Source organism: Caulobacter sp. GW821-FHT11A05 (assembly GCF_058809015.1).
In genome coordinates this window covers 208,288-232,538 of the sequence record NZ_JBXASF010000009.1, presented here as the reverse complement: position 1 = coordinate 232,538, position 24,251 = coordinate 208,288, and the positions used below count along the sequence as shown (strand labels likewise).

22 protein-coding genes are annotated in these 24,251 nt (G+C 67.9%); 7 read left to right on the top strand and 15 right to left on the bottom strand.

Annotated elements, in window-relative coordinates:
* Positions 1–150 precede the first annotated feature (150 nt).
* The 6 genes from AC1RSK_RS14910 to AC1RSK_RS14885 all read right to left on the bottom strand — a co-directional run bounded on the left by AC1RSK_RS14910 (position 151) and on the right by AC1RSK_RS14885 (position 5,512).
* Positions 151–972: an enoyl-ACP reductase FabI gene (locus AC1RSK_RS14910; RefSeq protein ID WP_492908356.1), complete on the bottom strand. Its 822-nt coding sequence runs from the start codon at positions 970–972 to the stop codon at positions 151–153.
* Between the two features lie 30 nt (positions 973–1,002).
* Positions 1,003–2,184: an FAD-dependent oxidoreductase gene (locus tag AC1RSK_RS14905; RefSeq protein WP_492908355.1), complete on the bottom strand. Its 1,182-nt coding sequence runs from the start codon at positions 2,182–2,184 to the stop codon at positions 1,003–1,005.
* A gap of 125 nt (positions 2,185–2,309) precedes the next feature.
* Entirely contained in the window at positions 2,310–3,044 is a 735-nt protein-coding gene (locus tag AC1RSK_RS14900; protein WP_492908354.1) for a DUF3800 domain-containing protein, read from the bottom strand.
* Positions 3,045–3,101: 57 nt separating this feature from the next.
* Positions 3,102–4,316 (bottom strand): beta-ketoacyl-ACP synthase I, encoded by a 1,215-nt coding sequence (gene fabB / locus AC1RSK_RS14895; RefSeq protein WP_492908353.1) that lies wholly within the window; start codon positions 4,314–4,316, stop codon positions 3,102–3,104.
* Between the two features lie 57 nt (positions 4,317–4,373).
* On the bottom strand, positions 4,374–4,895 hold the full coding sequence (fabA, locus tag AC1RSK_RS14890; protein ID WP_492908352.1) for a 3-hydroxyacyl-[acyl-carrier-protein] dehydratase FabA: 522 nt from the start codon (positions 4,893–4,895) through the stop codon (positions 4,374–4,376).
* Between the two features lie 95 nt (positions 4,896–4,990).
* Positions 4,991–5,512 (bottom strand): SH3 domain-containing protein, encoded by a 522-nt coding sequence (locus AC1RSK_RS14885; RefSeq protein WP_492908351.1) that lies wholly within the window; start codon positions 5,510–5,512, stop codon positions 4,991–4,993.
* Between the two features lie 407 nt (positions 5,513–5,919).
* Between AC1RSK_RS14885 and AC1RSK_RS14880 the strand changes: the two genes are divergently transcribed.
* The 3 genes from AC1RSK_RS14880 to AC1RSK_RS14870 all read left to right on the top strand — a co-directional run bounded on the left by AC1RSK_RS14880 (position 5,920) and on the right by AC1RSK_RS14870 (position 9,493).
* Positions 5,920–6,906 (top strand): 2-hydroxyacid dehydrogenase, encoded by a 987-nt coding sequence (locus AC1RSK_RS14880; protein ID WP_492908350.1) that lies wholly within the window; start codon positions 5,920–5,922, stop codon positions 6,904–6,906.
* 254 nt (positions 6,907–7,160) lie between these two features.
* Complete coding sequence (locus AC1RSK_RS14875; RefSeq protein ID WP_492908349.1) at positions 7,161–7,391, top strand: alpha/beta hydrolase family protein; 231 nt, start codon at positions 7,161–7,163, stop codon at positions 7,389–7,391.
* Entirely contained in the window at positions 7,388–9,493 is a 2,106-nt protein-coding gene (locus AC1RSK_RS14870; RefSeq protein WP_492908348.1) for an alpha/beta hydrolase family protein, read from the top strand. The genes AC1RSK_RS14875 and AC1RSK_RS14870 overlap by 4 nt, the downstream gene beginning before the upstream one ends.
* A gap of 3 nt (positions 9,494–9,496) precedes the next feature.
* On the opposite strand, the gene AC1RSK_RS14865 is transcribed toward AC1RSK_RS14870, so the two are convergent.
* Genes AC1RSK_RS14865 through AC1RSK_RS14855 form a run of 3 tightly spaced genes read right to left on the bottom strand, consistent with a single transcriptional unit; the run spans position 9,497 to position 11,760 of the window.
* Positions 9,497–10,480 carry an alpha/beta fold hydrolase gene (locus AC1RSK_RS14865; protein ID WP_492908347.1) on the bottom strand — a complete coding sequence of 328 codons (984 nt, stop codon included), beginning with the start codon at positions 10,478–10,480 and terminating at the stop codon, positions 9,497–9,499.
* A gap of 58 nt (positions 10,481–10,538) precedes the next feature.
* On the bottom strand, positions 10,539–11,132 hold the full coding sequence (locus AC1RSK_RS14860) for a malonic semialdehyde reductase (protein WP_492908346.1): 594 nt from the start codon (positions 11,130–11,132) through the stop codon (positions 10,539–10,541).
* Between the two features lie 55 nt (positions 11,133–11,187).
* Positions 11,188–11,760 (bottom strand): NifU family protein, encoded by a 573-nt coding sequence (locus tag AC1RSK_RS14855; protein ID WP_492908345.1) that lies wholly within the window; start codon positions 11,758–11,760, stop codon positions 11,188–11,190.
* 156 nt (positions 11,761–11,916) lie between these two features.
* Here AC1RSK_RS14855 and AC1RSK_RS14850 point away from each other — a divergent pair, with 156 nt between their 5' ends.
* From AC1RSK_RS14850 to AC1RSK_RS14835, 4 genes are all read left to right on the top strand, one after another.
* A complete protein-coding gene (locus AC1RSK_RS14850; protein WP_492908344.1) occupies positions 11,917–12,222 on the top strand; it encodes a hypothetical protein in 306 nt (101 codons plus the stop codon).
* A gap of 219 nt (positions 12,223–12,441) precedes the next feature.
* Positions 12,442–14,298, top strand: a complete 1,857-nt coding sequence (locus AC1RSK_RS14845; RefSeq protein ID WP_492908343.1) for a methyl-accepting chemotaxis protein — start codon at positions 12,442–12,444, stop codon at positions 14,296–14,298.
* A gap of 140 nt (positions 14,299–14,438) precedes the next feature.
* Positions 14,439–15,701, top strand: coding sequence for a cytochrome P450 (locus AC1RSK_RS14840; RefSeq protein ID WP_492908342.1), 1,263 nt, complete (start codon positions 14,439–14,441; stop codon positions 15,699–15,701).
* A gap of 11 nt (positions 15,702–15,712) precedes the next feature.
* On the top strand, positions 15,713–16,975 hold the full coding sequence (locus AC1RSK_RS14835) for a cytochrome P450 (RefSeq protein WP_492908341.1): 1,263 nt from the start codon (positions 15,713–15,715) through the stop codon (positions 16,973–16,975).
* Between the two features lie 9 nt (positions 16,976–16,984).
* On the opposite strand, the gene AC1RSK_RS14830 is transcribed toward AC1RSK_RS14835, so the two are convergent.
* From AC1RSK_RS14830 to murJ, 6 genes are all read right to left on the bottom strand, one after another.
* Positions 16,985–17,770, bottom strand: a complete 786-nt coding sequence (locus tag AC1RSK_RS14830) for an HvfC/BufC N-terminal domain-containing protein (protein ID WP_492908340.1) — start codon at positions 17,768–17,770, stop codon at positions 16,985–16,987.
* Entirely contained in the window at positions 17,763–18,623 is an 861-nt protein-coding gene (bufB, locus tag AC1RSK_RS14825) for an MNIO family bufferin maturase (RefSeq protein WP_492908339.1), read from the bottom strand. Before bufB ends, AC1RSK_RS14830 begins: the two co-directional genes overlap by 8 nt.
* An 11-nt stretch (positions 18,624–18,634) precedes the next feature.
* Positions 18,635–20,695, bottom strand: a complete 2,061-nt coding sequence (locus tag AC1RSK_RS14820) for a ferritin-like domain-containing protein (protein ID WP_492908338.1) — start codon at positions 20,693–20,695, stop codon at positions 18,635–18,637.
* A 113-nt stretch (positions 20,696–20,808) separates the two neighbouring features.
* Positions 20,809–21,843, bottom strand: coding sequence for a tryptophan--tRNA ligase (gene trpS / locus AC1RSK_RS14815; protein WP_492908337.1), 1,035 nt, complete (start codon positions 21,841–21,843; stop codon positions 20,809–20,811).
* 118 nt (positions 21,844–21,961) lie between these two features.
* Entirely contained in the window at positions 21,962–22,495 is a 534-nt protein-coding gene (locus tag AC1RSK_RS14810; RefSeq protein WP_492908336.1) for a hypothetical protein, read from the bottom strand.
* A gap of 10 nt (positions 22,496–22,505) precedes the next feature.
* Entirely contained in the window at positions 22,506–24,155 is a 1,650-nt protein-coding gene (gene murJ, locus AC1RSK_RS14805; RefSeq protein WP_492908335.1) for a murein biosynthesis integral membrane protein MurJ, read from the bottom strand.
* Positions 24,156–24,251 lie beyond the last annotated feature (96 nt).

The following is a 24,251-nucleotide window of genomic DNA, read 5'->3' as shown; positions in this document are numbered from 1 at the left end:
ATCGCCGTCGTCCGGAAAATGCTCACCACCCTCAACGCCATGCTCAGAGACAACAAGCCCTGGACACAGCTCACCGCTTAACCAAACACAGTTGCTCATCCGACCCCTTCGGGGCCACCTTCTCCCGACAAGCGGGAGAAGGAACCGTTCTTACCCTGCCAAATTCGCGAACTCGTCGGGCAGGCCGATCATGTGGAAGCCGGCGTCGACGTGGATGACCTCGCCGGTGGTCGAGCGGCCGAGGTCCGACAGCAGCCACAGGGCGCAACCGGCGACGCCTTCCATCGAGGTGTCTTCCTTCAGGGCGCTGAACATCCGGCCCTGACTGAGCAGGCCGCGGCCGCCGCTGATGCCGGCCAGGCTGAGGGTGCGCATGGCCCCCGCCGAGATGGCGTTGACCCGGATGCCCTTGGGACCGAGGTCGCGGGCGATGTAGCGGGTGGCCGCTTCCAGGGCCGCCTTGGCGACGCCCATGGTGTTGTAGTTGGGGATGACCCGCTCCGAACCCAGGTAGGTCAGGGTGACCATCGAGCCGCCCGGCTTCATCATCTTCGAAGCGCGGTTGGCGGCGTCGACGAAGCTGAAGGCGGAGATGTTCATGGCGGTGAGGAAGCCCTCCCGCGTGGTGTTCTCGACGAAGCTGCCCTTGAGCTCGTCCTTGTTGGCGAAGGCGATGGAGTGGACCAGCACATCGAGCCCGCCGAAGCGCTTTTCGACGTCGGCGAAGGCGGCGTCCATCGAGGCGTCGTCGGTCACCTCGCAGGGGATGAAGTCGGTGACGCCGATGGCCTCGCCGAGCGGGCGGACGCGCTTTTCCATGTCCGGCAGGTAGGCGAAGGCCAGCTTGGCGCCCTGAGCGGCCAGTTGGCTGGCGATGCCGTAGGCGATGGAATTATGGTTGGCGACCCCCATGACCAGTCCGGTCTTGCCGGCCATCAGGTCACCCTTGGGGAAGCTGTACTCGTCGGCCATGCGGCGTCTCCTCGATCTCTTGAGGCGGGTTTATAGAGGCTTTGGCGCTTCGAACAGGGGCGCGATGGTGGCGATGGCCGCCTGCGCCTCGGCCAGGTCGGGGGTCTCGTCTTCCGAGCCGTAGCCCCACATCTCGTTCTGACCGCCGTACTGGACGACGATTCCGTCGGCCCGGGGCAGGACGTTCACATGCCGATAGTAGAGGCCGTAGCGGACCTCCGGCTGCGGGGCGAGCCAGGTGATCTGGCCGCGCACCGGCGTCACCGTCTCGTCCTTCCACAGGGCACGGGCGCCGTAGCCGGTGCAGTTGACGATCACCGGCTGCTTGAGGCGCGCCAGATCGGCCGGGGTGTTGAAGGTCATGGTCTCGATCCGGCCGCCCTCCATCAAAAAGTCGGTGGTCAGCTGGTGGGCCAGTTCGGCGACGTTGAACTGCATCGAGGTCCCGTGGCGCACCCGGCCGACCGGGAAGGGGGTCTGGGCCGGATCGAGGCTGCGCCAGCGCGGGTCGATGCCCTCCGGATAGGGCTCGGGACGCCAGAAGCGGATGTCGGGAACGGTCGTCGGCCGCTCGGGAAAGCTGACCGGCGGGCCGCCGCCTCCATCGGCGTCGAACAGGGTGTAGCGGTCGGTCCAGGTCACCGGGTCGCCGTCAAGGCCGACCAGGGTCTGCCAGTGGGCGTAGGAGGCGCGGGTCATGCCCTCCCAGAGGGCCGGGAAGCTGGCGTCGACCTTGTCGGCGTCGGCGACGCGGCTGTCGGGCGACCAGGTGCCGGTGGCGCGAGCCGAGCGGGTGTAGGGCGCGCGGTCCTTGGCGTAGATGGTCACCTTGGCGCCGGCCCGCAGCAGGGTCAGGGCGGTGGTCAGGCCGATGGCCCCGCAGCCGATGACGGCGACGTTCTTTGTGCCGCCCTCGAGGGCCTTTGCGGTGGCGATCTGGGCCGAGCCCCAGGACAGGGACCAGCCGCTGCCCCCGTGGCCGTAGTTGTGCACCACCCGCTTGCGGCCGACCTTCTCGACGTCGAGGCGCGGGCCGGCGGCCCGGAACGGCCGCAGGCAGACGGTGATCTTGGTGATCCGGCTGGCGTCCATGCGCAGCGGCGCCAGTGGCGGGGTGATGAACTGCGGCTGGGCGAGGGCGCGCGGCGCGAGGCAGGCGGCGGCGAAGCCAAGGATCAGGGTGCGGCGGCTGCTTGTGGCGGTAGTTGTCATTCTGAACCTCGGCCGTACCGATTCGTTGAATTCGGCCGCCATTTGGTGTAATGTCAAAGGCGAAATGGACTGGGGTTTCTCGGTCGGCGATGGGCTCCTGGGTTTCTCAGGGGCCTTTCTGCTTTCTAGGGGAAAATCTTCATCCCGCCGTTTGCCAGCTTTGGGCGGATCAGGTCGAAGGCCCGGTTCTCCTGTTGGGGCCGGAGAACTTTCAGCCCGATCGGGCGGGCCATCAGATCAGCAAGCTGCAACCCGGATGAATTGCACTTTTTGTCCGTGAAGATCGGTTCCCAGGTCAGAGTTGCGAAGTCGGGCTGCTTGTATCCCCAGCCTGCTTGGTTGCTGACGATGCGGCGAAACTGAAGTTCGAGCTCAGTATCTTCCTTCCGCCCTCGACTTTCGAAGATCACGTGGACGACGCGCCCAGCCTGTCCCAATCGCGTAAGTCGGGCCAGAAGGTTCTCCAAGCAAAAGTGAAGCGCGATCTGATACGGACTCCAAGGGTCCGCATATTTCGCGCTGAGGCGAACCTTGTGAATGATGCCGGCAAACACATCCATGGGTGAGTCTCGCACCAGATCGTTGATACGCTCCAAAAAGGCCTCGCGGACTTCCGGCCCGGTTTGCAGGAATGCAAAGTCCTTCTGTTGCCGACGAATGTCCCGCTCGTGAAGTACAAGCTGGTCATGGCCAACGAAGTCGAACTTCAAGGTCTGTAGCGCCGGCACAATCTGCTGCGCATAGCTGGTCTTCGAGACCAGAACGCAGTTGAGCGCGAAGACGGGAAACGTCGGATCTGGCCCCTCAAGGACCGGTGAGCCGCTTTCGTCCGCAAACACGATGTAGTCCGAGAATGCCATGGCGGGCATTCTCCGCCGGAACCGCTCGAACACGCAACGGCGGCACGCTTATCCTGCCTACACCCGCGCCATGATCAGGCAGCCGTTGGTGCCGCCGAAACCGAAGCTGTTGCTCATCACCGTTTCGAGCGGCTTGTCCGACCGCTTGGTCAGGATCGGCAGGTCGGCAAACTCGGGGTCGAGGTTTTCGATGTTGGCGCTCTGGGCGGCGAAGCCGTTGTTGAGCATCAGGATCGAATAGATCGCCTCCTGCGCGCCGGCGGCGCCCAGGCTGTGGCCGGTCAGGGACTTGGTCGAGCTGATCAGCGGGGCCTTGTCGGCGCCGAAGAGGTTGCGCACCGCGCCCATCTCCTTGGAATCGCCGACCGGGGTCGAGGTGCCGTGCGGGTTGAGGTAGTCGATCTTGCGGCCGCCGGCGCTGTCGATGGCCAGCTTCATGCAGCGCTCGGCGCCCTCGCCCGAGGGGGCGACCATGTCGAAGCCGTCGCTGTTGGCGGCGTAGCCGACGATCTCGCCGTAGATCTTGGCGCCGCGCGCCTTGGCCCGTTCGTACTCTTCCAGCACCAGCATGCCGGCCCCGCCGGCGATGACGAAGCCGTCGCGCTCGGTGTCGTAGGCGCGGGAGGCCCTGGCCGGGCTGTCGTTGAACTTCGAGGACATGGCGCCCATGGCGTCGAACAGGTTGGACAGGGTCCAGTGCTCCTCCTCGGCCCCGCCGGCGAAGATGACGTCCTGCTTGCCCATGGCGATCTGCTCATAGGCCGAACCGATGCAGTGGGTGGAGGTGGCGCAGGCCGAGCTGATCGAGAAGTTCAGGCCGCGGATCTTGAACCAGGTGGCCAGCACGGCCGAGGGGCCGCTGCTCATGGCTTTCGGCACCGCGAACGGGCCGATGCGCTTGGGGCCCTTTTCGCGGGTGGTGGCCGCGGCCTCGACGATGACCCGGGTCGAGGGGCCGCCCGAGCCGACGATCAGGCCGGTGCGTTCGTTGGAGACCTCGGACTCTTCCAGGCCGCTATCGGCGATGGCCTGGTCCATGGCGATGTGGGCGTAGGCGGTGCCGGCGGCCAGGAAGCGGGCGGCGCGGCGGTCGACCATCGACTCCCAGTCGATGTCGGGGATGGCCTTGACCTGGCAGCGGAAGCCCAGCTCGGCGTAGTCGGCGGCGAAGGTCACGCCGCTCCTGGCCTCCCGCAACGAGGCGAGGACTTCATTGGCATTGTTGCCGATCGACGAAACGATACCGATGCCGGTGACGACGACACGCCGCATGGCGACTCCTTGCTGTTCCCTAGACGCTACAAACGCGCGTTTTTGCTTTTGGACGCGTCAGACCATGGTCGCGGGGTCAAACAGACCGACGCGCAGGTCCTTGGCCTCATAGATAGGCTTGCCGTCGGCTTCCAGAACCCCGTCGCCGATGCCCATGATCAATTTCCGCATGATCACCCGCTTCAGATTGATGCGGTAGACCACCTTCTTGACGTTCGGGGTGACCTGGCCGGTGAACTTGACCTCGCCGACGCCCAGCGCCCGGCCCTTGCCGGGGGCGCCCGACCAGCCGAGGAAGAAGCCGACCAGCTGCCACATGGCGTCCAGGCCCAGGCAGCCGGGCATGACCGGGTCGCCGATGAAGTGGCATTTGAAGAACCAGAGGTCCGGATTGATATCCAGCTCGGCGACGATCTCGCCCTTGCCGTAGAGGCCGCCCTCGTTGGTGATCAGGGTGATACGGTCCATCATCAGCATCGGCGGAGCCGGCAGCTGGGCGTTGCCGTCGCCGAACATCTCCCCCAGCCCGCAGGCGATGAGATCGTCGTAGTCGAAGGAAGACTTGCGGTCCTGGGTCATGAAGTTTCAATGCCGCCTGTCGGGCGGCGGTTCCTTGCAGCCTTGGTTTGGGGGCGGGGGGTAGCACGGCCCCCAACTTGCCTCAACTGCCGGCCTCAACCCGCCGGAACTGTAACACCCTTGCAGTCGGGGGCCGGGCCGCCGCCCCAGACCTCGCCGGCCGGGGCCCAGCCCTCTTCGCCGCCGGCCTTGAGCTGGTTCCAGCCGTCCCTGTGCTTGACCTGGATGGCCACGGCGCCGGAGCGCAGATAGGCGACGACCTTCGCGCCCTCTTTCGGCTTGTCGAGCAGGGGCAGGTCGCCGGCCTTGGTGCGCATCACCGAACTGCCGCCGTCGACCATCTGGGCCTTGACCCAGGCCTCGTCGCCGTTGGGCGCGCGGACCTTGCGCCATTCGCGGCTCTCGGCGACGACCATCAGCGGCATGTTGCGCACCCGCCAGACCCAGAGGATGCGGTGATCCTCGCCCGGCCCCTTGCGGGCGTTGACCTCGCCGGACTTCAGGGAAACGAAGCGCGGCACCGGAAACCCCGACCGTGTCTTGCATTTGGTCGCCTCCGCCTCGCCGCAGCCCGTGATCAGGCAGGTGCTCAGCAGGATGACGGGCAGGGCGCGCATGGGTTGGCTCGAAACGGAATCAGGCCCTAAACGGCTACAACATGGTGAAGGCTTCGTTGAGATGGGCGCGGACACTTGGTGAGTGCGCCTCGGGGCTCCCTTCTCCCCTTGTGGGAGAAGGTGTCGGCGAAGCCGACGGATGAGGGGTCGCACCGGCCGCCGACACGGCCTGTCGCCCCCCCATCGCAGCGTCAAAGAGTCATCGACCCCTCATCCGGCGCTTCGCGCCACCTTCTCCCACAAGGGGAGAAGGGAGCCCCGAGGCGAAACCTTGGAAAATGGGCATTGATCAAAGTTCGCTCATTTCGCCCCTGCGTACGCATTTGGGTTTCACTCGGGGCCCGCGCGCTTTATCTGTCGCGGTGACGCCCATCCGGGCGCAGCCCCTTGCTCCAATCGACTGCGTCATGGCCGCCAAACGACTTAAAGTCATCGTCACCCGCAAGCTGCCCGATCCGGTGGAAACCCGGATGCGCGAGCTGTTCGATACCGAGCTCAATCTCGACGACAAGCCGATGGGCGGCGAACAGCTGCTGGACGCGCTCGGCCGGGCCGATGTGCTGGTGCCGACTATCACCGACCGGCTGGACAGCCGCCTGCTGTCGCGGGCCGGCGAGCGGATGAAGCTGATCGCCAACTTCGGCGCGGGCGTCGACAACATCGATGTCGCCACCGCCAACCAGCGCGGCATCATCGTCACCAACACCCCCGGCGTCCTGACCGAGGACACCGCCGACCTGACCATGGGCCTGATCATGGCCGCCAGCCGCCGGGTGGTGGAGGGCGCCAACGTCGTCCAGAACGGCGAATTCCAGGGCTGGTCGCCGACCTGGATGCTGGGCCGCCGCATCTGGGGCAAGCGGCTGGGCATCATCGGCATGGGCCGCATCGGCCAGGCCCTGGCCCGCCGCGCCAAGGCCTTCGGCCTGTCGATCCACTATCATAACCGCAAGCCCGTCAGCCCCCGCGTCGCCGAGGAGCTGGAGGCCACCTACTGGGAGAGCCTCGACCAGATGCTGGCCCGGATGGACGTCATCTCGGTCAACTGTCCCCACACCCCGGCCACCTACCACCTGCTGTCGGCCCGCCGCCTCAAGCTGCTGCAGAGCCACGCCATCGTCGTCAACACGGCGCGGGGCGAGGTGATCGACGAGGGGGCCCTGGCCAACATGCTGTCGCGCGGCGACATCGCCGGGGCGGGCCTGGACGTCTACGAGCACGAGCCGGCGATCAATCCCAAGCTCCTCAAGCTGCCCAACGTCGTGCTGCTGCCGCACATGGGCTCGGCCACGGTCGAGGGGCGGATCGACATGGGCGAGAAGGTCATCGTCAACATCAAGACCTTCATGGACGGCCACCGGCCGCCGGACCGGGTGATTCCCTCGATGCTGTGAGGGCGTGCAGACCGCGCACCTTCTTGATGCTCGCGAATTGAGCCGCCTTGACGCGTGAAAGCGCCGGTTGCAACCTCGCGGGCAGTTCTTGGGGGGAGCGTTTCGGGGTGAAGCCTGCACGTCGCCAGCTTGCGGCCGCCATGGCCGGCGCGGGGTTCGTCCCGCCGGCCCTGACACCTGATCCGGTCGCCGCCGCGGAAGCCCCGCCTTCATCGGCCGCTCCGCGGCGGGCCCGAGGTGCGCGACCACTATGAGTGGGATCGCTGAGCCCAGCGCCTCTGCACCCGGTGCTGCTGATCCAAGGCGACAAGGACGACATCGTCGATCCCCACCAGTCCAAGACCATGCGCGACGCCCTGAAGGTCGCCAGGAGGAGCGCCGACGATCTGGAGGTCAAGGTCTTGGGCCACAGGGGCTGGACGCCGCAGCAGCCGATGACGGTGCTGAGCAGGGCCATCGGGTTTCTTGAGGGGGTGTTGAAGTGAAGAAGATCGTCGGGCTGCTGGTCGCGGTCGCCAGTCTGGTCGGTGCAGGCGGTGTCGCCGTCCAGGCCCAGCCGGCCGCTGCGCCGGTCGCGGCCGGTCCCTTGAAGGCCGAGGAGCTGTTTGCGCGTCGCCGGTTAAGCGCCGAGGTCTCGCCCTCCGGTCGCTACCTGGCCCTGGTCCAGCGGGTGGTCAACAAGGACCGACTGGTGATCATTGATCTGGAAGGGCGGAGCCGCACGGAGATTTTCAACGCTCCCGGCTTCGACCTCTCGACCATCCAGGAAGTCTACTGGAAGACCGACGACACCCTGCTGTTCCTGCACAGCGGCCTTCGGATGACCAAGGATGCCGCCGGAAAGATCGCGCTGAAGGAAAAGGACGGCAAGCAGGTCGCTGACTCAGTCGGCAGCGAAAGCCGCATCCTCTACGCCGTCCCGCGCGCCGGCGGCGCAGTGCGGCGAATCCCCTTGAAGTCGCCGATCCGGCCGCTGGAAGGCTATGGCATGTCGACCAGCGGGGTCGGCACGCACCGGATTCTGGACCCTCTCGTCGATGATCCCACCCATGTGCTGGCGGTCGAGGGTTTCCCGCTCGGCGGCAACACCTATTCCCCGTTCCCGCGCCCTCTGCACCTGCAGAAGATCGACATCGTCACGGGTGAGGCCACGATCGTCGAGACGGGCGAGGATCGCACCCGCGGCTGGGTCGTCGACCGCAAGGGCAAGGCCATTCTGCGCTACGATGTCTACGGCCGCAGGGGCGGGCTGCGGGTCATGGGCCGGACAGAGGGCCAGACGGCCTGGCGCGAGTTGTTCTCCGTCCGTGAGCGCGACCTGCCGGTCGTACAGGATCTGGACGTGCTGGGGGCCACCGACAAGCCCGGGACCCTCTTCGTGTCCGCTCCGGCCAAGGACCGCAGCAAGGGCGACACCCGGGAACTTCGGCTCTACGACTTCGTCACCAAGACCATGGGCGAGAGGCTGTTCTCCAACCCCAGGTACGATGTCAGCGACATCATCCAGTACGAAGACGGCTCATTGGCTGCCGTTTGTTATTGGGCCGAAACCTATCGTTGCGAATACCTCGACAAGGGCCACCGGACCGAGGCCGAGGCGGTCGACAGGTTTTTCGAGGGCCAGCGCAACATCGTCATGACCTCGCAGTCCCGCGACGGCGGCGTTCAGGTGCTTGCGGTGAGCGGGCCTGACGAGCCGGGCTCGCTCTACCTCTACAGCCGCAAGGCCGGCAAGGTGGAGCTGCTGGGCGCCCAGTGGCCGAAACTGGCTCCCGACCGGATGGGGGTCATGGCGCCCTGGCGGTGGTCGGCGCGCGACGGCGTCGAGCTGGGCGGCTATCTGACAACGCCCCCGCCGGCCCAGAAGGGCCAGGGGCTGCCACCCTTGATCGTCATGCCGCACGGCGGCCCGGAGGTGCGCGACTATCTGGCCTTCGATCGCTGGGGCCAGGCCTTTGCCAGCCGCGGCTACGTCGTCTTCCAGCCCAATTTCCGCGGCTCCGGCGGCTTCGGAGCCGGCTTCGCCGAGCAGGGCTATCGCCAGTGGGGCCAGCGGATGCAGGACGACGTGCTCGACGGCGTCGAGGCCCTGATCAAGCAGGGCAAGGTCGATCCCGCCCGGATCTGTATCGTCGGCGCCTCGTATGGTGGCTACGTCGCCTTGCAGGGCGGGGCCCGACGGCCGGACCTGTTCAAATGCGTGGTCTCCCGCGCCGGCCTGTCCGACTTGGTGCGCAGCCAGAAGTGGGAGAAGGAGACGTTCGACACCGACTCGCCGCGCTATGCCTACTGGCTGAAGTCGGTCGGCGATCCGAAGGCCGACGAAGCCATGCTCAAGGCCGCCTCGCCGGCGACCTATGCGACGGGATACGGCCCCCCTGTCTTGCTGGTCCACGGCGATCAGGACTGGAACGTGCCGATCGAACAGTCGGAGATCATGGAGAAGGCGCTGAAGAAGGCTGGCCGGTCTGTGACGTTCACCCGCTACGAGGGCCAGGGACATGGCGGCTGGGCCGAGTCCGAGGACATCAAGGCGCTGAACGAGATGCTGGCCTTCGTCGACAAGTACATCGGCCCCAAGCCGTAGCGGTCAGGGCTTCAGCGGAGCCCTGACCTTCTGCCTGTGCCAGGCGTCGAGGTCGGCGGCCGACTGGTCGGCGGCCTGTTCCATCGGGATGTGGCCGATCCTGGGATAGAGGATCAGGGTCGAGCCGGGGATGGCGGCGGCGAACTTGCGGCCAGCCTCGGGGCTGATCAGCTTGTCGGTGTCGCCGTGCAGGATCAGGGTCGGGACCTTGATCGTCGCCAGCTGGGCCGGATCGGCGAAGCGGGGACCGGCCGGGTCGGCCATCATGCCCAGGACAATGTCCTTGTGACCGGGAGCGCGGCCCATCTCGACATAGCGGGCGACCATGGCGTCGGTGGCCAGGTCCGGTTGCGGTTCGAAGGCCGAGCGCAGGCCCTGGGCGGTGAGCCGGGTGGTGTCGAGGTCCCCCAGCAGGAAGCGGCCGACCGGATTGCGCAGGATCTTGAAGGCGACGGGCGAGCCCTTCTGGGCCTTCTCCGGGAAGCCGGCGGCGTCGACCAGCACCAGCCCGTCGAGGCGGCCCGGGTGCTTGAGCGCATACTGCCAGGCGACGCCGCCGCCCATGGAATTGCCGGCCAGGGTGAAGCGGCCGAGTTTCAGGTGATCGGCGAGGCCCTCGACCGTGTCGTCGAAGGCGGTCGGGGTCAGGCGGTAGCCCTCCGGGGCGCGGGTCAGGCCGAAGCCGGGCAGGTCGAGGCTGACGATACGGTAGTCCTTGCCCAGCCGCTGGGCCCAGGGCTCCCAGGTTTCGAGGTTGGCGGCGAAGCCGTGGACGAGGACCAGCACCGGCCCGTCCGGATTGCCCTGGTCGCGGTAGTGGGCTCGGACGCCGCCGGGCAGGTCGACCCATTGGCTCTCCGCGTTGGCGTATTTGGCCTCCAGCGTCGCCCAGGGGATTTCGCCCCGCCGCAGGGACAGCCAGCCGACGATGGCGACAACCAGGACCAGGGCGACGAGGCCCAGCAGAATCTTGCCCAGCAGCTTCATGACACGCCCTCCCCGAGCGCTGTTTTGAAGACAGGGTATGCCGCAGGCGGTGATCGCGCTAGGCGAAGCTGCAGGCCTCTTCGAAGCTCAGGCGCGGGCCGCGGGGGAACAGGTCCTTGTCGGTCCCGTGGCCGAGCGAGCAGATGAAGTTGGACCTCACCGTCGTGCCGGCGAAGAAGGCCTCGTCGACCTTGGCGTTGTTGAAGCCGCTCATCGGGCCGCAATCGAGGCCGAGCGAGCGGGCGGCGATGATCAGATAGGCGCCCTGCAGGGTTCCGTTCCTGAACGCCGTGCGTTCGGCCAGCTCGGAGCCCTTGGGAAACCAGTCCTTGGCCCCGGGGTTGTGCGGGAACAGATCAGGGATGCGATCCATGAACTCCAGGTCGTGGCCGATGATCACCGTGCAGGGCGCCTGGCGGATCTTGGCGCCGTTGGTGGCCGAGGCGCAGGCGGCCAGGGTCTCTTTGGCTTCTTCGCTGGTGGCGAAGACGAAGCGGGCCGGGCTGCAGTTGGCGCTGGTCGGGCCCAGACGGGCGAGATCGTAGACCGCCCGAATCAGGACCTCGGCGAGCGGCGCGGGGTCCCAGCCGTTGCGCGTGCGGGCGTCGCGGAAGATCTGGTCGAGGCAGGCGTCCGGCAGCGGCGAGGACATGGCAGGCTCCATCGGTAACGATGGATGTGGCTATAGCCGCCGATCGATGGCCGACCTAGAGGGTCTGCTCGACCCGCATCACCTCGGGCACATAGTGGCGCAGCATGTTCTCGACGCCGGCCTTCAGGGTGGCGGCCGAGGAGGGGCAGCCCGAACAGGCGCCGCGCATGTGCAGATAGACGGTGCCGCTCTCGACGTCGAAGCGGTTGAAGACGATGTCGCCGCCGTCCTGGGCCACGGCCGGGCGCACGCGGGTGTCCAGCAGGTCCTTGATCTCGGCGACGATCTGCAGCGTGTCCTCGTCGTAGACGGTGTCGTCCCCCGCCTCGTCCTGCGCCCCGCCGGCGGTCAGCATCGGCTGGCCGGAGGTGTAGTGGTCCATGATGGCGGCCAGGATCGGCGCCTTCAGGTGGGCCCATTCGATCTCGTCGCTGCGCGTCACGGTCAGAAAGTCAGGGCCGAGGAAGACGCGGGTGACGTCGCCCAGCGCGAACAGGGCGGTGGCCAGCGGCGAGACAATCGCTTCTTCAGGGCTGGCGATCTCACGGCTGCCGGTCCCCAGGACCTCGCGGCCGGGCAGGAACTTCATCACGTCCGGATTGGGCGTGGCTTCAGTCTGGATGAACATGACCGGAACATGGGACGCGGCGCGCGCCCGAACAAGCCCCCACGGGCCTTTGAAGCAAAACCCGAATGTTCTTTTCGCGCCGTAAGTGGGCCTTAAGGACTTTCGCGCTATTGCCAGCCTCATTCACCTACCAAGCTCAGAAGGGGCGCTTAGTTCATGAAAAAGATCATCCTTACGGCCGTCGCGGCTCTCGGCATGCTGGCCGTCGCCGGTCCGAGTTCGGCCGGCAATCTTCAGGCCGAAATGACCAAATGCCTGGAGAAGCACGCCAACGTGCGCCAGGCCGCCAAGGTCACCCTCGAATGCACCGCCGCCGACGGCAAGCTTTCCAACTGCAAGGTTGTCGAAAGCGAAGTCCCGTCCAAGGGCTTTGAAGCCGCCGCCGTCTGCGTCGCCGGCGCGCTGCCCATGGGTGGCAAGTCGGGCGTCATCCGCGTGCCGCTGCGCTTCACCGGCGCCTGATCACACTCAAGACGCGCGCGGATGTCCCTGTGACCTCCGCGCATCCGCCCTCCAATCCGGCGGACGTATCAAGGGCGCCCCCCAAGGGCGCCCTTCGCGTTTGGGGCGCCCCTTCCCGCTTGGCGGGAAATAAAACGTCATGGCGCCCGGCGCTTTAACCTTGAACTTACTCTCTTGTTCGACTTTGGCGCCACTCGGGATCAGGGGATTTCATCAGTCATGGGTATGCCAAGGCTCGCCGACGCTCCGCTAGCCATCAAGATCGGGCTCGCGCCGATGTTGGCCATCATCGCCCTGGCCCTAGTGGCCGGTGGTTCCTGGTGGATGAACGCCAACCAGCGAAACGTGCTCACCCACGTCGTCGAGGTCGATGCGCCGGCCAGTCTGGAATTGGCGACCATCTCCCAGCGGATCCGTTCGGCCCACGGGGAGCTCTACCTGCTGCTGACCCGCCAGTCGGCCGGTATCGAGACCGGAACCATCTCCGGCCGGGTCGAGGCCCTGACCACCGAGATCGGCGAAATCAAGAAGGCGGTCGACAAGGCCCACGCCAAGACCGCGCCCGGCTCGAAGGAGCAGGTGGCGCTCACGGGGCTGAAGAAGGACCTCAAGGACTATGAGGACGCCGTCGGCGTGGTCATGTCCATGCTCGAGGTCGACACCGCCACGGCGGCCCAGTTCACGGTTCCCTTCGAGGAGGCCTACGTCAAGATGACCGGCACCCTCGACAAGGCGGCCGCCAGCGTCAGCTCGGCCTCCGTCGCCCGCGCCGAGGCGTCGGTGTCGCAGGCCAAGACGATCAGCACCGTGGCCATGATCATGGTCGCCCTGACCCTGGTGGGCGTGGCGGCGCTGGCCTTCATGCTGGTCATGGTCATCCGCAAGGACGTCACCCGCATCGCCGGCGCCACAGAAACCCTGGCCGGCGGCGACAACAGCATCAACCTGGACCGCCTCAAGCGGGGCGACGAGCTGGGCGCCCTGGTGCGCTCGCTGGTGGTGTTCCGCGACAACCAGCTGCGGCTGGCCGAAATGGCCGCCCAGCATGACGCCCAGGTGGCCCAGCAGGACCAGGCCCGGGCCGGCGAGGAGTCCCGCCGGGCTCAGTCGAGCCAGGAACAGGCCCAGGTCGTCGAAGGCCTGGCCGAGGGTCTCAGCCGCCTGTCGAAGGGCGACCTGACCTTCAAGCTGAACACGCCGTTCGCCGCCGCCTACGAAGGCCTGCGCAACGACTTCAACAACACCGTCCTGGAACTGGCCGGCGTCATCCGCACCATCGCCGACCGCGCCACGACCATCGAATCGGCGACCGGCGAGACCAGCGCCGCCGCCGACGACCTGGCCCGCCGCACCGAGGACCAGGCCGCCAGCCTGCAACAGACCGCCGCGGCCCTGGAACAGATCAGCGCCGCCGCCGCCCGCGCCGCCGAGGGAGCCGGCAAGGCCGACCTGGTGGTCACCGAGACGGGGGCCGACGCCCGCGGCTCGGGCGAGGTGGTGCGCCGCGCCGTCACCGCCATGGCCGGCATCGAGGAGAGCTCGCGCCACGTCACCCAGATCATCGGGGTGATCGACGAGATCGCCTTCCAGACCAACCTGCTGGCGCTCAACGCCGGGGTCGAAGCGGCCCGGGCCGGCGACGCCGGTCGCGGCTTCGCGGTCGTCGCCTCCGAGGTGCGGGCCCTGGCCCAGCGCTCGGCCGGCGCCGCCAAGGAGATCAAGGCCCTGATCGCCGCCTCCAGCCAGCAGATCAACGCCGGGGTCGACCTGGTCGGCCAGGCCGGCGCGGCCCTGGACCGCATCGTGGCCCGGGTCGGCGATGTCACCGCCCTGATGACCGAGATCACCGGTTCGGTCCGCGAACAGTCGCTGGGCCTGCGCGAGGTCACCGTCTCGGCCAACCGCATGGACCAGATGACCCAGCAGAACGCCGCCATGGTCGAAGAATCGACGGCCGCCTCGCACCTGATGCGCCAGGAGGCCGAGCAGCTCGGCGCCCTGATCCGCCGCTTCAAGGTCAACGCGGCGTCCGCCACCGCGGCCCCGGCCCGGCAGGTCTACGCCCGGGCCAGCTGACCGGCTCTTCGCCAAACCAAACCTCCAGGGAAGCCCCGCCGTCCTCCGACGGCGGGGTTTTTCGCGTCCGGCGCTGCGCTCTTGAGGGCTGACCCATTCCGTGGCCCTATGTGAACAATGACAAGATAAGGGAGGCCGCCATGGCGGATGGATCGTTCGACAAGCTGGCCGCGGCGCGCGCCCAGGCCTGGTCGACCCCCCTGGACCAGCTGAACCCCGGCGATCCGGCCCGTTTCCAGGACGATACCTTCTGGCCGGTGTTCGAGCGGCTACGTCAGGAGGACCCGGTCCACTACACCCCTGACAGCGAATGGGGTCCCTACTGGTCGATCACCCGGTTCGACGACATCGTCGCCGTCGACAGCAACCACCAGGCCTTCAGTTCGGACGCCTTCCGGGGCGGCATCACCATCCGCGATCCCAAGCCCGACTTCATCCTGCCGAACTTCATCGCCATGGACCCGCCCAAGCACGACGTGCAGCGCAAGACCGTCAGCCCGGTGGTCAGCCCGACCAATCTGATGCTGCTGGAGCCGGTGATCCGCGAGCGGGCCGGCAGGCTGCTCGACGAACTGCCGGTCGGGGAAGAGTTCAACTGGGTCGATCGCATCAGTATCGAGCTGACCACCCAGATGCTGGCCACCCTGTTCGACTTCCCCTGGGAGGACCGTCGCAAGCTGACCCGCTGGTCCGACGTCGCCACCGCCATTCCCGGCAACGGCATCGTCGAGAGCGAGGAGGCGCGCCGGACCGAGCTGCGCGAGTGCCTCGACTACTTCACCCGGCTGTGGAACGAGCGGATCAATGCCCCGCCGCGCAACGACCTGATCTCGATGCTGGCCCATGGCGAGAGCACGAAAAACATGGAGCCGATGGAGTACCTCGGCAACCTCATCCTGCTGATCGTCGGCGGCAACGACACCACCCGCAACTCGATCACCGGCGGCCTGCTGGCCCTGAACCAGAACCCGGCGGAGTACGACAAGCTGCGGGCCGACCCGTCGCTGATCCCCTCGATGGTCTCCGAGATCATCCGCTGGCAGACGCCGCTGGCCCACATGCGCCGGACCTGCACCCAGGACACCGAGGTCGGCGGCAAGCTGATCCGGGAGGGCGACAAGGTGGTCATGTGGTATGTCTCGGGCAACCGCGACGCCACGGTGATCGACAATCCCGACGCCTTCATCATCGACCGCGAACGGCCGCGCCATCACCTCAGTTTCGGGTTCGGCATTCACCGCTGCGTCGGCAACCGGCTGGCCGAGATGCAGCTGCGCATCGTCTGGGAAGAGGTGCTGAAACGCTTCCCCCGCATCGACGTGGTCGGCGAGCCGACCCGCGTCTATTCCAGCTTCGTGAAGGGCTACGACACCCTTCCCGTCGTCATCCCCGCCCGCGCCTAAAGGAGGCCGCCATGGCTGACGGAACCTTCGACAAGCAGGCGGCAGATCGCGCCGCCGCCCAAGCCACCCCGCTGGCCGAGCTGAACCCGGGCCTGCCCGACCGGTTCAAGGACGACAGCTTCTGGCCGGTGTTCGAACGCCTGCGCCGGGAGGACCCGGTCCACTACACCCCCGAGAGCGAATGGGGCCCCTACTGGTCGGTGACGAGGTTCGAGGACATCGTCGCGGTCGACACCAATCACCAGGCCTTCAGCAGCGACGCCCACCTGGGCGGCATCACCCTGGCCGACTTCAACCCTGATTTCATGCTGCCGATGTTCATCGCCATGGATCAGCCCAAGCACGATGTGCAGCGCAAGACGGTCAGCCCCTCGGTCAGCCCGCAGCGGCTGATGGAGCTGGAGCCGGTCATCCGCCAGCGGGCGGCCGCCCTGCTCGACGAACTGCCGATCGGCGAGGAATTCGACTGGGTCGATCGCATCAGCATCGAGCTGACCACCCAGATGCTGGCGACCCTGTTCGATTTCCCCTGGGAGGACCGGCGCAAGCTGACCCGCTGGTCCGACGTCGCCACCGCCATCCCGGGCCAGGGCGTGGTCGAGACCGAGGAGGAGGGCCAGCTTGAACTGCTAGGGTGCCTCGAATACTTCACCCGCCTGTGGAACGAGCGGGTGGGCGCCCCGCCGCAGCCGGACCTGATCTCCATGCTCTGCCACGGCGAGAGCACCAAAAACATGGAGCCCATGGAGTACCTGGGCAACATCATCCTGCTGATCGTCGGCGGCAACGACACGACGCGAAACTCGATCACCGGCGGCCTTCTGGCCCTGAACCAGAACCCGGCCGAATACGACAAGTTGCGCGCCAACCCGGCCCTGATCCCGTCGATGGTTTCCGAGATCATCCGCTGGCAGACGCCCCTGGCCCACATGCGGCGGACCTGCGTGGCCGACACCGAGGTCGGCGGCAAGCTGATCAAGAAGGGCGACAAGGTCGTCATGTGGTACGTCTCGGGCAACCGCGACGAGGGCGTCATCGACAACCCCAACGCCTTCATCATCGACCGCGAGCGGCCGCGCCATCACCTGTCGTTCGGTTTCGGCATCCACCGCTGCGTCGGCAACCGGCTGGCCGAACTGCAGCTGCGCATCGTCTGGGAAGAGGTGCTGAAACGCTTCCCCCGCATCGAGGTGGTCGGCGAACCCCGGCGGGTCTTCTCCAGCTTCGTGAAGGGCTATGAGAGCCTGCCGGTGATCATTCCTGCCAAAATCTGAGGGGCGCGCTTAGTCCGCGATCACCAACCCGGCCTGGATGGCCAGTGGCAGCCAGAGGACGAGGTCGGCCAGCAGGCGGCCGGGGTCTTCGCCGCGCGCTGCCGTGGCGGCCGCTTTTAGCGCCGAGGCGCCGTCGTGACCCAGGGCCCGCAGCCAGGCGAAGCGGCCGGGGCCCAGGGTATGTAGCCGGACGCGCCAGTTCCCCCGGGCGATGGCGACCAGGGTCGGGCGGGTTTCCGGGGTCGGGGGCGGGTCGCCGTCGGCCACCGCCGCCAGCAGCGGGGCGAAGTCGAAGTCCAGCGCCATCAGCACCGTGGTCTGCGGCAGCCTCAGCCGGCCGGTCGGCTGCAGCAGCAGGTCGGAAGGCGGCGGCGGCCGGCCCTCGGGCCCCGGCGCGCGCAGCACCCCGGACCAGGCCCGCTCCAGCCGGGCCAGCTGGGCCGGCAGGGCCTCGACGTCGCCGGGGACGACATGCGGCGGCCGGGTCTGCTCCAGCCAGGCGGGGAATTCCGCGCCCAGCAGATGCAGGCTGGGCGAAGTCGGGGGGCAGGCCTCGATATAGCCCTCGGCGAACAGGTCGAAGACCACCGGGCCCATCAGGGCGCAGAGGGCTGGGTATTCGCGGCGCAGACTGTCCTGCAGCCGGGCGCGATAGCCGCGGGCGTAGAGGGACAGCCGCCGCTCGGGGCTCATCGGCGAGGGGGCCAGCAGGGCGCCGGCCCTGGTCCAGGTCTCCGGCCGGGGGCCGGTCACCGCCTGCTGCAGGGCGGTCTGGAGGTCGATCAGATCAGGCAACAGCGGCCTCGCGGACATCGCGGTGGAGGCGGGCCTTGGCCAGTTCGGCCAGCAGCTCGTCGTAGGGCGGGATCGAGGCGTCCCATTCCAGCAGGGTGGAGACGCCGCCGGTGCGCCGCTGGGCCAGGGCGTAGAGCGGCCAGACGGCGTCCGGCACCGGGTGGTCGTGGGTGTCCATCAGATGATCGCCGCCGTCGCTGGGACCCGCCAGATGGACCTGGACGATGTGGTCGGCCGGCAGGGCCTGGATGTAGGCGACCGGATCGAAACGGTGGTTGAATGCGCTGACGTGGACGTTGTTGCAGTCGAGCAGCAGGCCGCAGCCGGTGTCCTCGGCCAGCCGGCCGAGGAAGGCCCATTCGGGCATCTGGCTGGCCGAATATTCCAGGTAGCTGCTGGGGTTTTCGATGACCAGCGGCCGGCCCAGGATGTCCTGCACGGCCCGCACCCGGTCGGCGACGTGGACCAGCGCCGCCTCGGTCAGGGGCATGGGCAGGAGGTCGTGGCTGTTCCTGCCGCCGACGCCGGTCCAGCACAGGTGGTCGGAGATCCAGGCCGGCTTCACCCGCGCGGCGAGGTCGGCCAGGCCCTTGAGGTAGGCGAGGTCCAGGGGGTCGGTCGAACCGATCGACAGGGAGACCCCGTGCATGACCACCGGCCGGTGCGCCGCGACATGTTCCAGCACCCGCGCCGCCCAGCCGTGGTGGCCGATGAAGTTCTCGCTGATGATCTCGAACCAGTCGGCGCCCCAGCGTTCCGGGGGGCTGCGCATCAGGTGGCCGAAATGCTCATCCCGCAGGCCAAGGCCGTCCCCCAGGAGGGGGAGGCCGAGACGTGGGGTTACGCTACGCACTCTGCCGTCCCTCAGGTCGAGGGCGGGAAGGCGAGGCGGATGTTGTCCGACGGCGGCGGATTGGCCGGCGGGGTCTTGCCGCGCGCCGTCATCACCGCGCTGAAGGCCCGCCAGGCGACGTCATGCACCTTCTCGCCGTAGCTGAACTTGAGTTCGGCGTCGGGGCCGATGAGGGGCTTCGATTTCCAGCCCACGCCCGGTTCGTCGACGAAGTCGAACAGCTGCATGGTCCCGGCCTTGGGGAAGACCTGCGAGGCCGAGATCGGCACCGCGCAGCCGCCGAAGCTGCCGCATTTGTTGTCGCCCGGAGCCGAGTAGAGGGTGCTGTCCACGGGCGGCGGCCCGCAGCCGGCGGTAACCGGCTTTTTCGTCGGGTCGGGGGCGGCCGGAGCCGGCGAGGCGTCGGCCGGCGCGCCGCAGCCGCTGGCGCTGCAGCTGGCGGCCGGGGCGCGCGTAGCCACGGCCGAGCCGCAGCTGCCGCCGCCGGTGGTCGGCTGCACGAAGCCGCAGCCGCCGGTCGCGCGGCAGAGGTTGGAGCCCCGGCAGCTGTGGAAGACCTCGACCTGGGCGCAGCTATTGGTCCCATCGCCGTTGAAATCGAGGCCCTGGCAGCTGTGGTAGAGGGCGTCGCTGGCCGGCGGCGGCAGGCTGAGCGACAGGTCCGGCGTCTCGCCGAGGATGGCCCAGGCGGTGCTCATCCGGTCGCCCGAACCGCTCATCGACGGGAAGGGGAACTGCGGCGCGGTCTTTCCGGGGGCCGGCACGGCCCAGTAGCCGTTCAGCACCGAGGTGACGCCGTGGATGGCGCCGACCACCGCCTGGCTGAGCAGGGCCTTGCTGCCGGCCTTGTCGGCGGCCAGGGCGTTGAGGGCCCCGGCCACGTCGGCCGGGGTCGGCAGGCCGTAGGGGTTGGAGGGGTCGTAGCCCGGGCCGGTCAGCATCTCGGCCGTCCATGTGGGATTGCGCTTGATCCACTCCGGCCAGGTGACCAGGTCGTGCAGCAGGCCCTGGATCTCGCCGAACCGCTCATAGTGGTCCTTGCCGTCATTGCCGTAGCGGGCCTCGGCGTCGGCGGACGGGAGGAGTTTGCCGGCGTCGCTGTAGCTCGGATAGTCCGACTTCAGGGCGGCGTCGTTCGGCTGGTACTTGGGCTCGACGGCCTTCAGCAGGCCGGCCCCGCCGCGGTTGATGGTATTGCCCTCGCCCTGGTCGGTGATGGCGTCCATCATCTGGACCATCTGTTCGAAGGCGATGTCGGGGTAGGTCAGGGCGATGGTGGTCTCGAAGCCCATGAACTCGCGCATGGGATGGCCGCCGGCCCCGGAGCTGTTGAACAGGTCGTTCTGCACGGCCTTGCCGTTGAACACCTTCGACCACAGGGACGAGCCGTCGTCGTACTTAAGGTTCAGGTAGTCGTAGTAGCACTGGTACATCCAGCCGATGGTGCCGAACAGCGGCAGCGGATCGCCGTACTTCCAGTCCTTGAAGGGGACGGTCGGGAAGTAGTCCTTGATCTTGTCCGGCTTGATGTTAGCCCGGGCGTCGACCTCCGGCTGCTCGATGGCCAGGAACAGGCGCAGGGCGGTCTCGTCGAGCACGCCGATGTTCACCGCCACGTCCTCGTGGGCCTTAGTGTCCTTCAGGTCGATGATGCCGGGGATGACGCTCTTGTCGGGGCCGTAGCAGAGCCAGCCGCCGTTGTCGTCCTGCAGCGGGGCGCCGGTGAAGGTCGGGTCGACGCCGACGACGGTGGCCATGTTGGCCGCCATCTGCAGGTGCAGCATCTCCTGGATGAACACTGAGAAGACGATGTTGAAGGCCTTGTCGTTGGCGCTGTGCGGCTCGGCCGTGGTCTTGGCGCCGGCCCACAGGCGGCCCTGGTAGAAGTTCGTGCCGGCCCCGGTGATCGGGTGGAAGCCCTGAATGGAATAGAGGCTCGTCATGTAGAGCGGGATGGTGAACAGCTCGACGTTGACCGCCATCTGGGCGATGGCGCGAAGGGCGGCGGCGTCGGTGCGCCAGTTCGCGGCCGGCCGGGCGGCGGCGGCGGATAGGCTGAGCATATGGGCCATCTGAGTCTCTCCTCACGGGAATGGAGGGGACTGTGACCTGAAGTTGTATTTTTGGTCAATCAATCAGACGCAGTTTTTTGCGTCCGTGATCGAGAAAGGGGTTCTGGGGCGCCTCAGGCGCCCCAGAACCCCACAAGCTTCTTGACCTCCGCCACCGTCGGGGCGGCGGCTTCGCGGGCCTTGGCGGCGCCGGCGGCGAGGATGCGGTCGATCTCGGCCGGGTCATCGAGATAGCGGCGCATGGCCTCGCTGACCGGCCCCAGGGAGGCGACGGCCAGATCGGCCAGGGCCGGCTTGAAGGCCCCGAAGCCCTGGCCGCCGAACTGGCCGAGCACCGCCTCCTTGGTCACCCCGCCGAGCGCCGCATAGATGCCGACCAGGTTGTCGGCCTCGGGGCGGTCCTTCAGCTCCTCCACCGTTTCCGGCAGGGGATTGGGATCGGACTTGGCCTTGCGGACCTTGGCGGCGATGGTGTCGGCGTCGTCGGTCAGGTTGATGCGCGACAGGTCCGAGGGGTCGGACTTGCTCATCTTGGCCAGGCCATCCCGCAGCGACATGATCCGCGCGCCCGGCCCCTGGATCAGGGGTTCAGGCAGGGGGAAGCAGCCGGGCGCGGCGAAGTCGTGGTTGAACTTCTGGGCGATGTTGCGGGACAGTTCGAGGTGCTGCTTCTGGTCCTCGCCGACCGGCACATGGGTCGCCTTGTAGACCAGGATGTCGGCCGCCTGCAGCACCGGATAGGTGTAGAGGCCGACGCTCGAGCGCTCCTTGTGCTTGCCGCTCTTCTCCTTGAACTGGGTCATCTTGTCGAGCCAGCCGAGGCGGGCGACGCAGTTGAACACCCAGGCCAGTTCGGCGTGCTCGGGCACCGCCGACTGCGGAAAGATGGTGGCCTTGGCCGGGTCCAGGCCCGAGGCCAGGTAGGCGGCGGCGATCTCGCGCGTCTGGGCGGCCAGCAGGGCCGGCTCCTGCCAGACGGTGATGGCGTGCATGTCGGCGACGAAGATGAAGGTGTCGATCTCGTGCTGCAGCCTGGCGAACTTCACCAGGGCGCCCAGGTAGTTGCCCAGGTGCAGGGCGCCGGACGGCTGGACGCCGGACAGCACGCGTTGCGGGCCGGCGTATTGGGCGGGGGCTTGGTCGGTCATGGATGTACTCGGAGAGGTAGGGTCGGTCGGCGCGCGGGATCGCATCCCGGGCGGGGCTCTATCAGGCGATCAGGCGCGGCGCCATCGATGTGGGAGCAGGGTGACCATGGGCGTTGCCTTACGGGACGGCGGCGCCTTCGGCAAGCGGGGGAAACAGCCTGGCGCAGGGGATCTCGGCCCAGTTGGACTCGATGACGTAGGGGCCGCTCGTCTTCCAGGGCCACATGTCGCCATCGTAGACCACGGCCTTGACCTGGAAGCGGCACTGACCGGTTGTCGGGCCGCCTTGCAGACCTCTGGTCAACCTCGCCGGGTCAACTTCGAAGGCGGCGTTCCGGCCGGGCGGGATCTCGTGGAACGGAGGTTGGGCGGTGGTGATCTGTGTGCGCAGATAGAGCGGCGACCACCAACCGTCCTCCTGACCGCGCCAGACCAGGTGGCCGTGCGGCTCGCGCACCCGGATGAACAGGAGGCCGTCGGCCAGTCCCTCGCCCAGCTTCGGATCGACGATCGCCATCGGCAACGAGCGCGGGTTGTCGATGATCAGCTGCACCTTCTCGGGGCCGGCGTGAATGAACAGCCGCGGCGGTATGACCGTCGGCGGGACGGGCGCCAGGAAGAAGGCGGCCAGCAGGGGGGCGAGCGGCGACATGGCCGCGAGGCTACGCCGCCGGACGCCGCCTGACGAGGGCCTTGATCTCGGCCATGGTCATGCCGCCCGTGCCCAGCACGAGCACCGGATAGACGGCCGCCGAGACCAGGAAGAGCGCGAGGATGCCGATCTCCTTGGGGCCGAGGCCGGCGAAGCTGATGCCGGCCAGGGGCGCCTCGATCCAGGCGCGGTTGAGGCCGGCGAACACCAGCAGGGCCCCAAGGACGACGCTGGCGACCGCGACGCGGGCGATCTTGTTCCAGGCCTGCTTGCCGGGGCGGTAGTCGCCGCGTTTGTGAAGGGTCCAGACCATCTGGCCGACGTTGACCCAGCTGGCCACGGCGGTGGCGGCGGCGATGCCCTGGAAGCCGATCCAGTGGAACAGGGCGACGCCGAGCACGATGTTGATGACCACCGAGATGATGGCGAAGCGCATCGGGGCCTTGGTGTCCTGGCGGGCGAAGAAGACCGGCGACAGCACCCGGGCCAGGATGAAGGCGGGCGTGCCCCAGCCGTAGTGGAACAGGGCCAGGGCGGTCTGCTCGGCGTCGAAGGCGGTGAAGGCGCCGCGGGTGAACAGGCCGTCGATCAGGTAGTGGGGCACGGCCATCATGCCGGCGGCGGCCGGCAGCGCCAGCGCCAGGGAGGCGACGATGGCCAGGTCGGTGCTCTCCTGGGCGTCCTTGGCGTCGCCCTTGCCGAGCGCCTGCGACAGGCGCGGCAGCAGGGCCACCCCGATGGCCACCCCGACCATGCCCAGCGGCAGCTGGTAGAGGCGGTCGGCGACGGTCAGCCAGGAGCGGGCGCCGGTCATCTGGCTGGCCAGCACCCCGGAGATGAAGATGTTGATCTGGGTGACGCTGGCGGCGATGGCCCCGGGGATGGCCAGTAGCACCAGGGCCTTCACGTCAGGCGTCAGGCGCGGCCAGACCAGGGCCAGGCGCGCGCCGGACCTGCGGGCGCCCCACCACAGCAGGGCCGCCTGCAGGACGCCGGCGATGACCACCGCCACGCTGGCCGACCAGGCGGCGAGCACCGGGTCCTTCTGCGGGATGACGGCGAGCAGCATGACGGCGTTGAGCACCGTCGGCGCTGCGCCTGAGAGGATGAACCGGCCCCGGGCGTTGAGCACCCCCGACAGCAGGGCGGTGATCGCCATGCAGGGCAGGTAGGGCATGGTGACGATGGTCAGCATCCACGCCAGGCGGAACTTGTCCGGCTCGTCGGCGTAGCCCGGATTGATGACGAACATCAGCCACGGCATGGTCAGCTGGCAGACCAGGGTCAGCAGGATGGTGGCGGCGGCCAGGGCGGCCATACCGTCGGTGGCCAGCTCATCGGCGCTGCGCTCGCCCTGGGCGGCGAGCTTGCGGCTGTAGGCCGGCACGAAGGCGGCGGCGAAGGCCCCCTCGGCGAAGATGCGGCGGAACAGGTTGGGGAAGGAAAGGGCCGTGTAGTAGGCGTCGGCGGCGATGGTCTGGCTGGCGCCCAGCCGGGCGGTGATGACCAGGTCGCGGGCCAGGCCCATGAAGCGGCTGACCAGGGTCAGGCCGGAGAAGATCAGCGAGGACTTGATGATGCCCGGCCGCCTGGGGTCCGGCGGGACCTTGGGCGTGGTCTGGGCATCGGGGGTCGGGGGAGGCAGGCTTTCGTCGCTCACGTCGCGCTTCTGCGCCTGGGGAGTCGGGGGGTCAAGCAGAGGTTCGGTGGTGATTTGGCGCAGGGGGAAGGGCCATCCGGAATCCTTCTCCCGACA

What these genes read in the sequence shown, in the direction of transcription:
- AC1RSK_RS14910 (WP_492908356.1), bottom strand. Translation starts at nt 972, where the DNA reads ATGGCCGACGAGTACAGCTTCCCCAAGGGTGACCTGATGGCCGGCAAG.
- fabA (WP_492908352.1), bottom strand. Translation starts at nt 4,895, where the DNA reads ATGACCCAGGACCGCAAGTCTTCCTTCGACTACGACGATCTCATCGCC.
- AC1RSK_RS14860 (WP_492908346.1), bottom strand. Translation starts at nt 11,132, where the DNA reads ATGTCCTCGCCGCTGCCGGACGCCTGCCTCGACCAGATCTTCCGCGAC.
- fabB (WP_492908353.1), bottom strand. Translation starts at nt 4,316, where the DNA reads ATGCGGCGTGTCGTCGTCACCGGCATCGGTATCGTTTCGTCGATCGGC.
- AC1RSK_RS14835 (WP_492908341.1), top strand. Translation starts at nt 15,713, where the DNA reads ATGGCTGACGGAACCTTCGACAAGCAGGCGGCAGATCGCGCCGCCGCC.
- AC1RSK_RS14810 (WP_492908336.1), bottom strand. Translation starts at nt 22,495, where the DNA reads ATGTCGCCGCTCGCCCCCCTGCTGGCCGCCTTCTTCCTGGCGCCCGTC.
- AC1RSK_RS14905 (WP_492908355.1), bottom strand. Translation starts at nt 2,184, where the DNA reads ATGACAACTACCGCCACAAGCAGCCGCCGCACCCTGATCCTTGGCTTC.
- AC1RSK_RS14880 (WP_492908350.1), top strand. Translation starts at nt 5,920, where the DNA reads ATGGCCGCCAAACGACTTAAAGTCATCGTCACCCGCAAGCTGCCCGAT.
- AC1RSK_RS14855 (WP_492908345.1), bottom strand. Translation starts at nt 11,760, where the DNA reads ATGTTCATCCAGACTGAAGCCACGCCCAATCCGGACGTGATGAAGTTC.
- AC1RSK_RS14845 (WP_492908343.1), top strand. Translation starts at nt 12,442, where the DNA reads ATGGGTATGCCAAGGCTCGCCGACGCTCCGCTAGCCATCAAGATCGGG.
- AC1RSK_RS14850 (WP_492908344.1), top strand. Translation starts at nt 11,917, where the DNA reads ATGAAAAAGATCATCCTTACGGCCGTCGCGGCTCTCGGCATGCTGGCC.
- trpS (WP_492908337.1), bottom strand. Translation starts at nt 21,843, where the DNA reads ATGACCGACCAAGCCCCCGCCCAATACGCCGGCCCGCAACGCGTGCTG.
- AC1RSK_RS14900 (WP_492908354.1), bottom strand. Translation starts at nt 3,044, where the DNA reads ATGGCATTCTCGGACTACATCGTGTTTGCGGACGAAAGCGGCTCACCG.
- AC1RSK_RS14865 (WP_492908347.1), bottom strand. Translation starts at nt 10,480, where the DNA reads ATGAAGCTGCTGGGCAAGATTCTGCTGGGCCTCGTCGCCCTGGTCCTG.
- AC1RSK_RS14840 (WP_492908342.1), top strand. Translation starts at nt 14,439, where the DNA reads ATGGCGGATGGATCGTTCGACAAGCTGGCCGCGGCGCGCGCCCAGGCC.
- AC1RSK_RS14820 (WP_492908338.1), bottom strand. Translation starts at nt 20,695, where the DNA reads ATGGCCCATATGCTCAGCCTATCCGCCGCCGCCGCCCGGCCGGCCGCG.
- AC1RSK_RS14885 (WP_492908351.1), bottom strand. Translation starts at nt 5,512, where the DNA reads ATGCGCGCCCTGCCCGTCATCCTGCTGAGCACCTGCCTGATCACGGGC.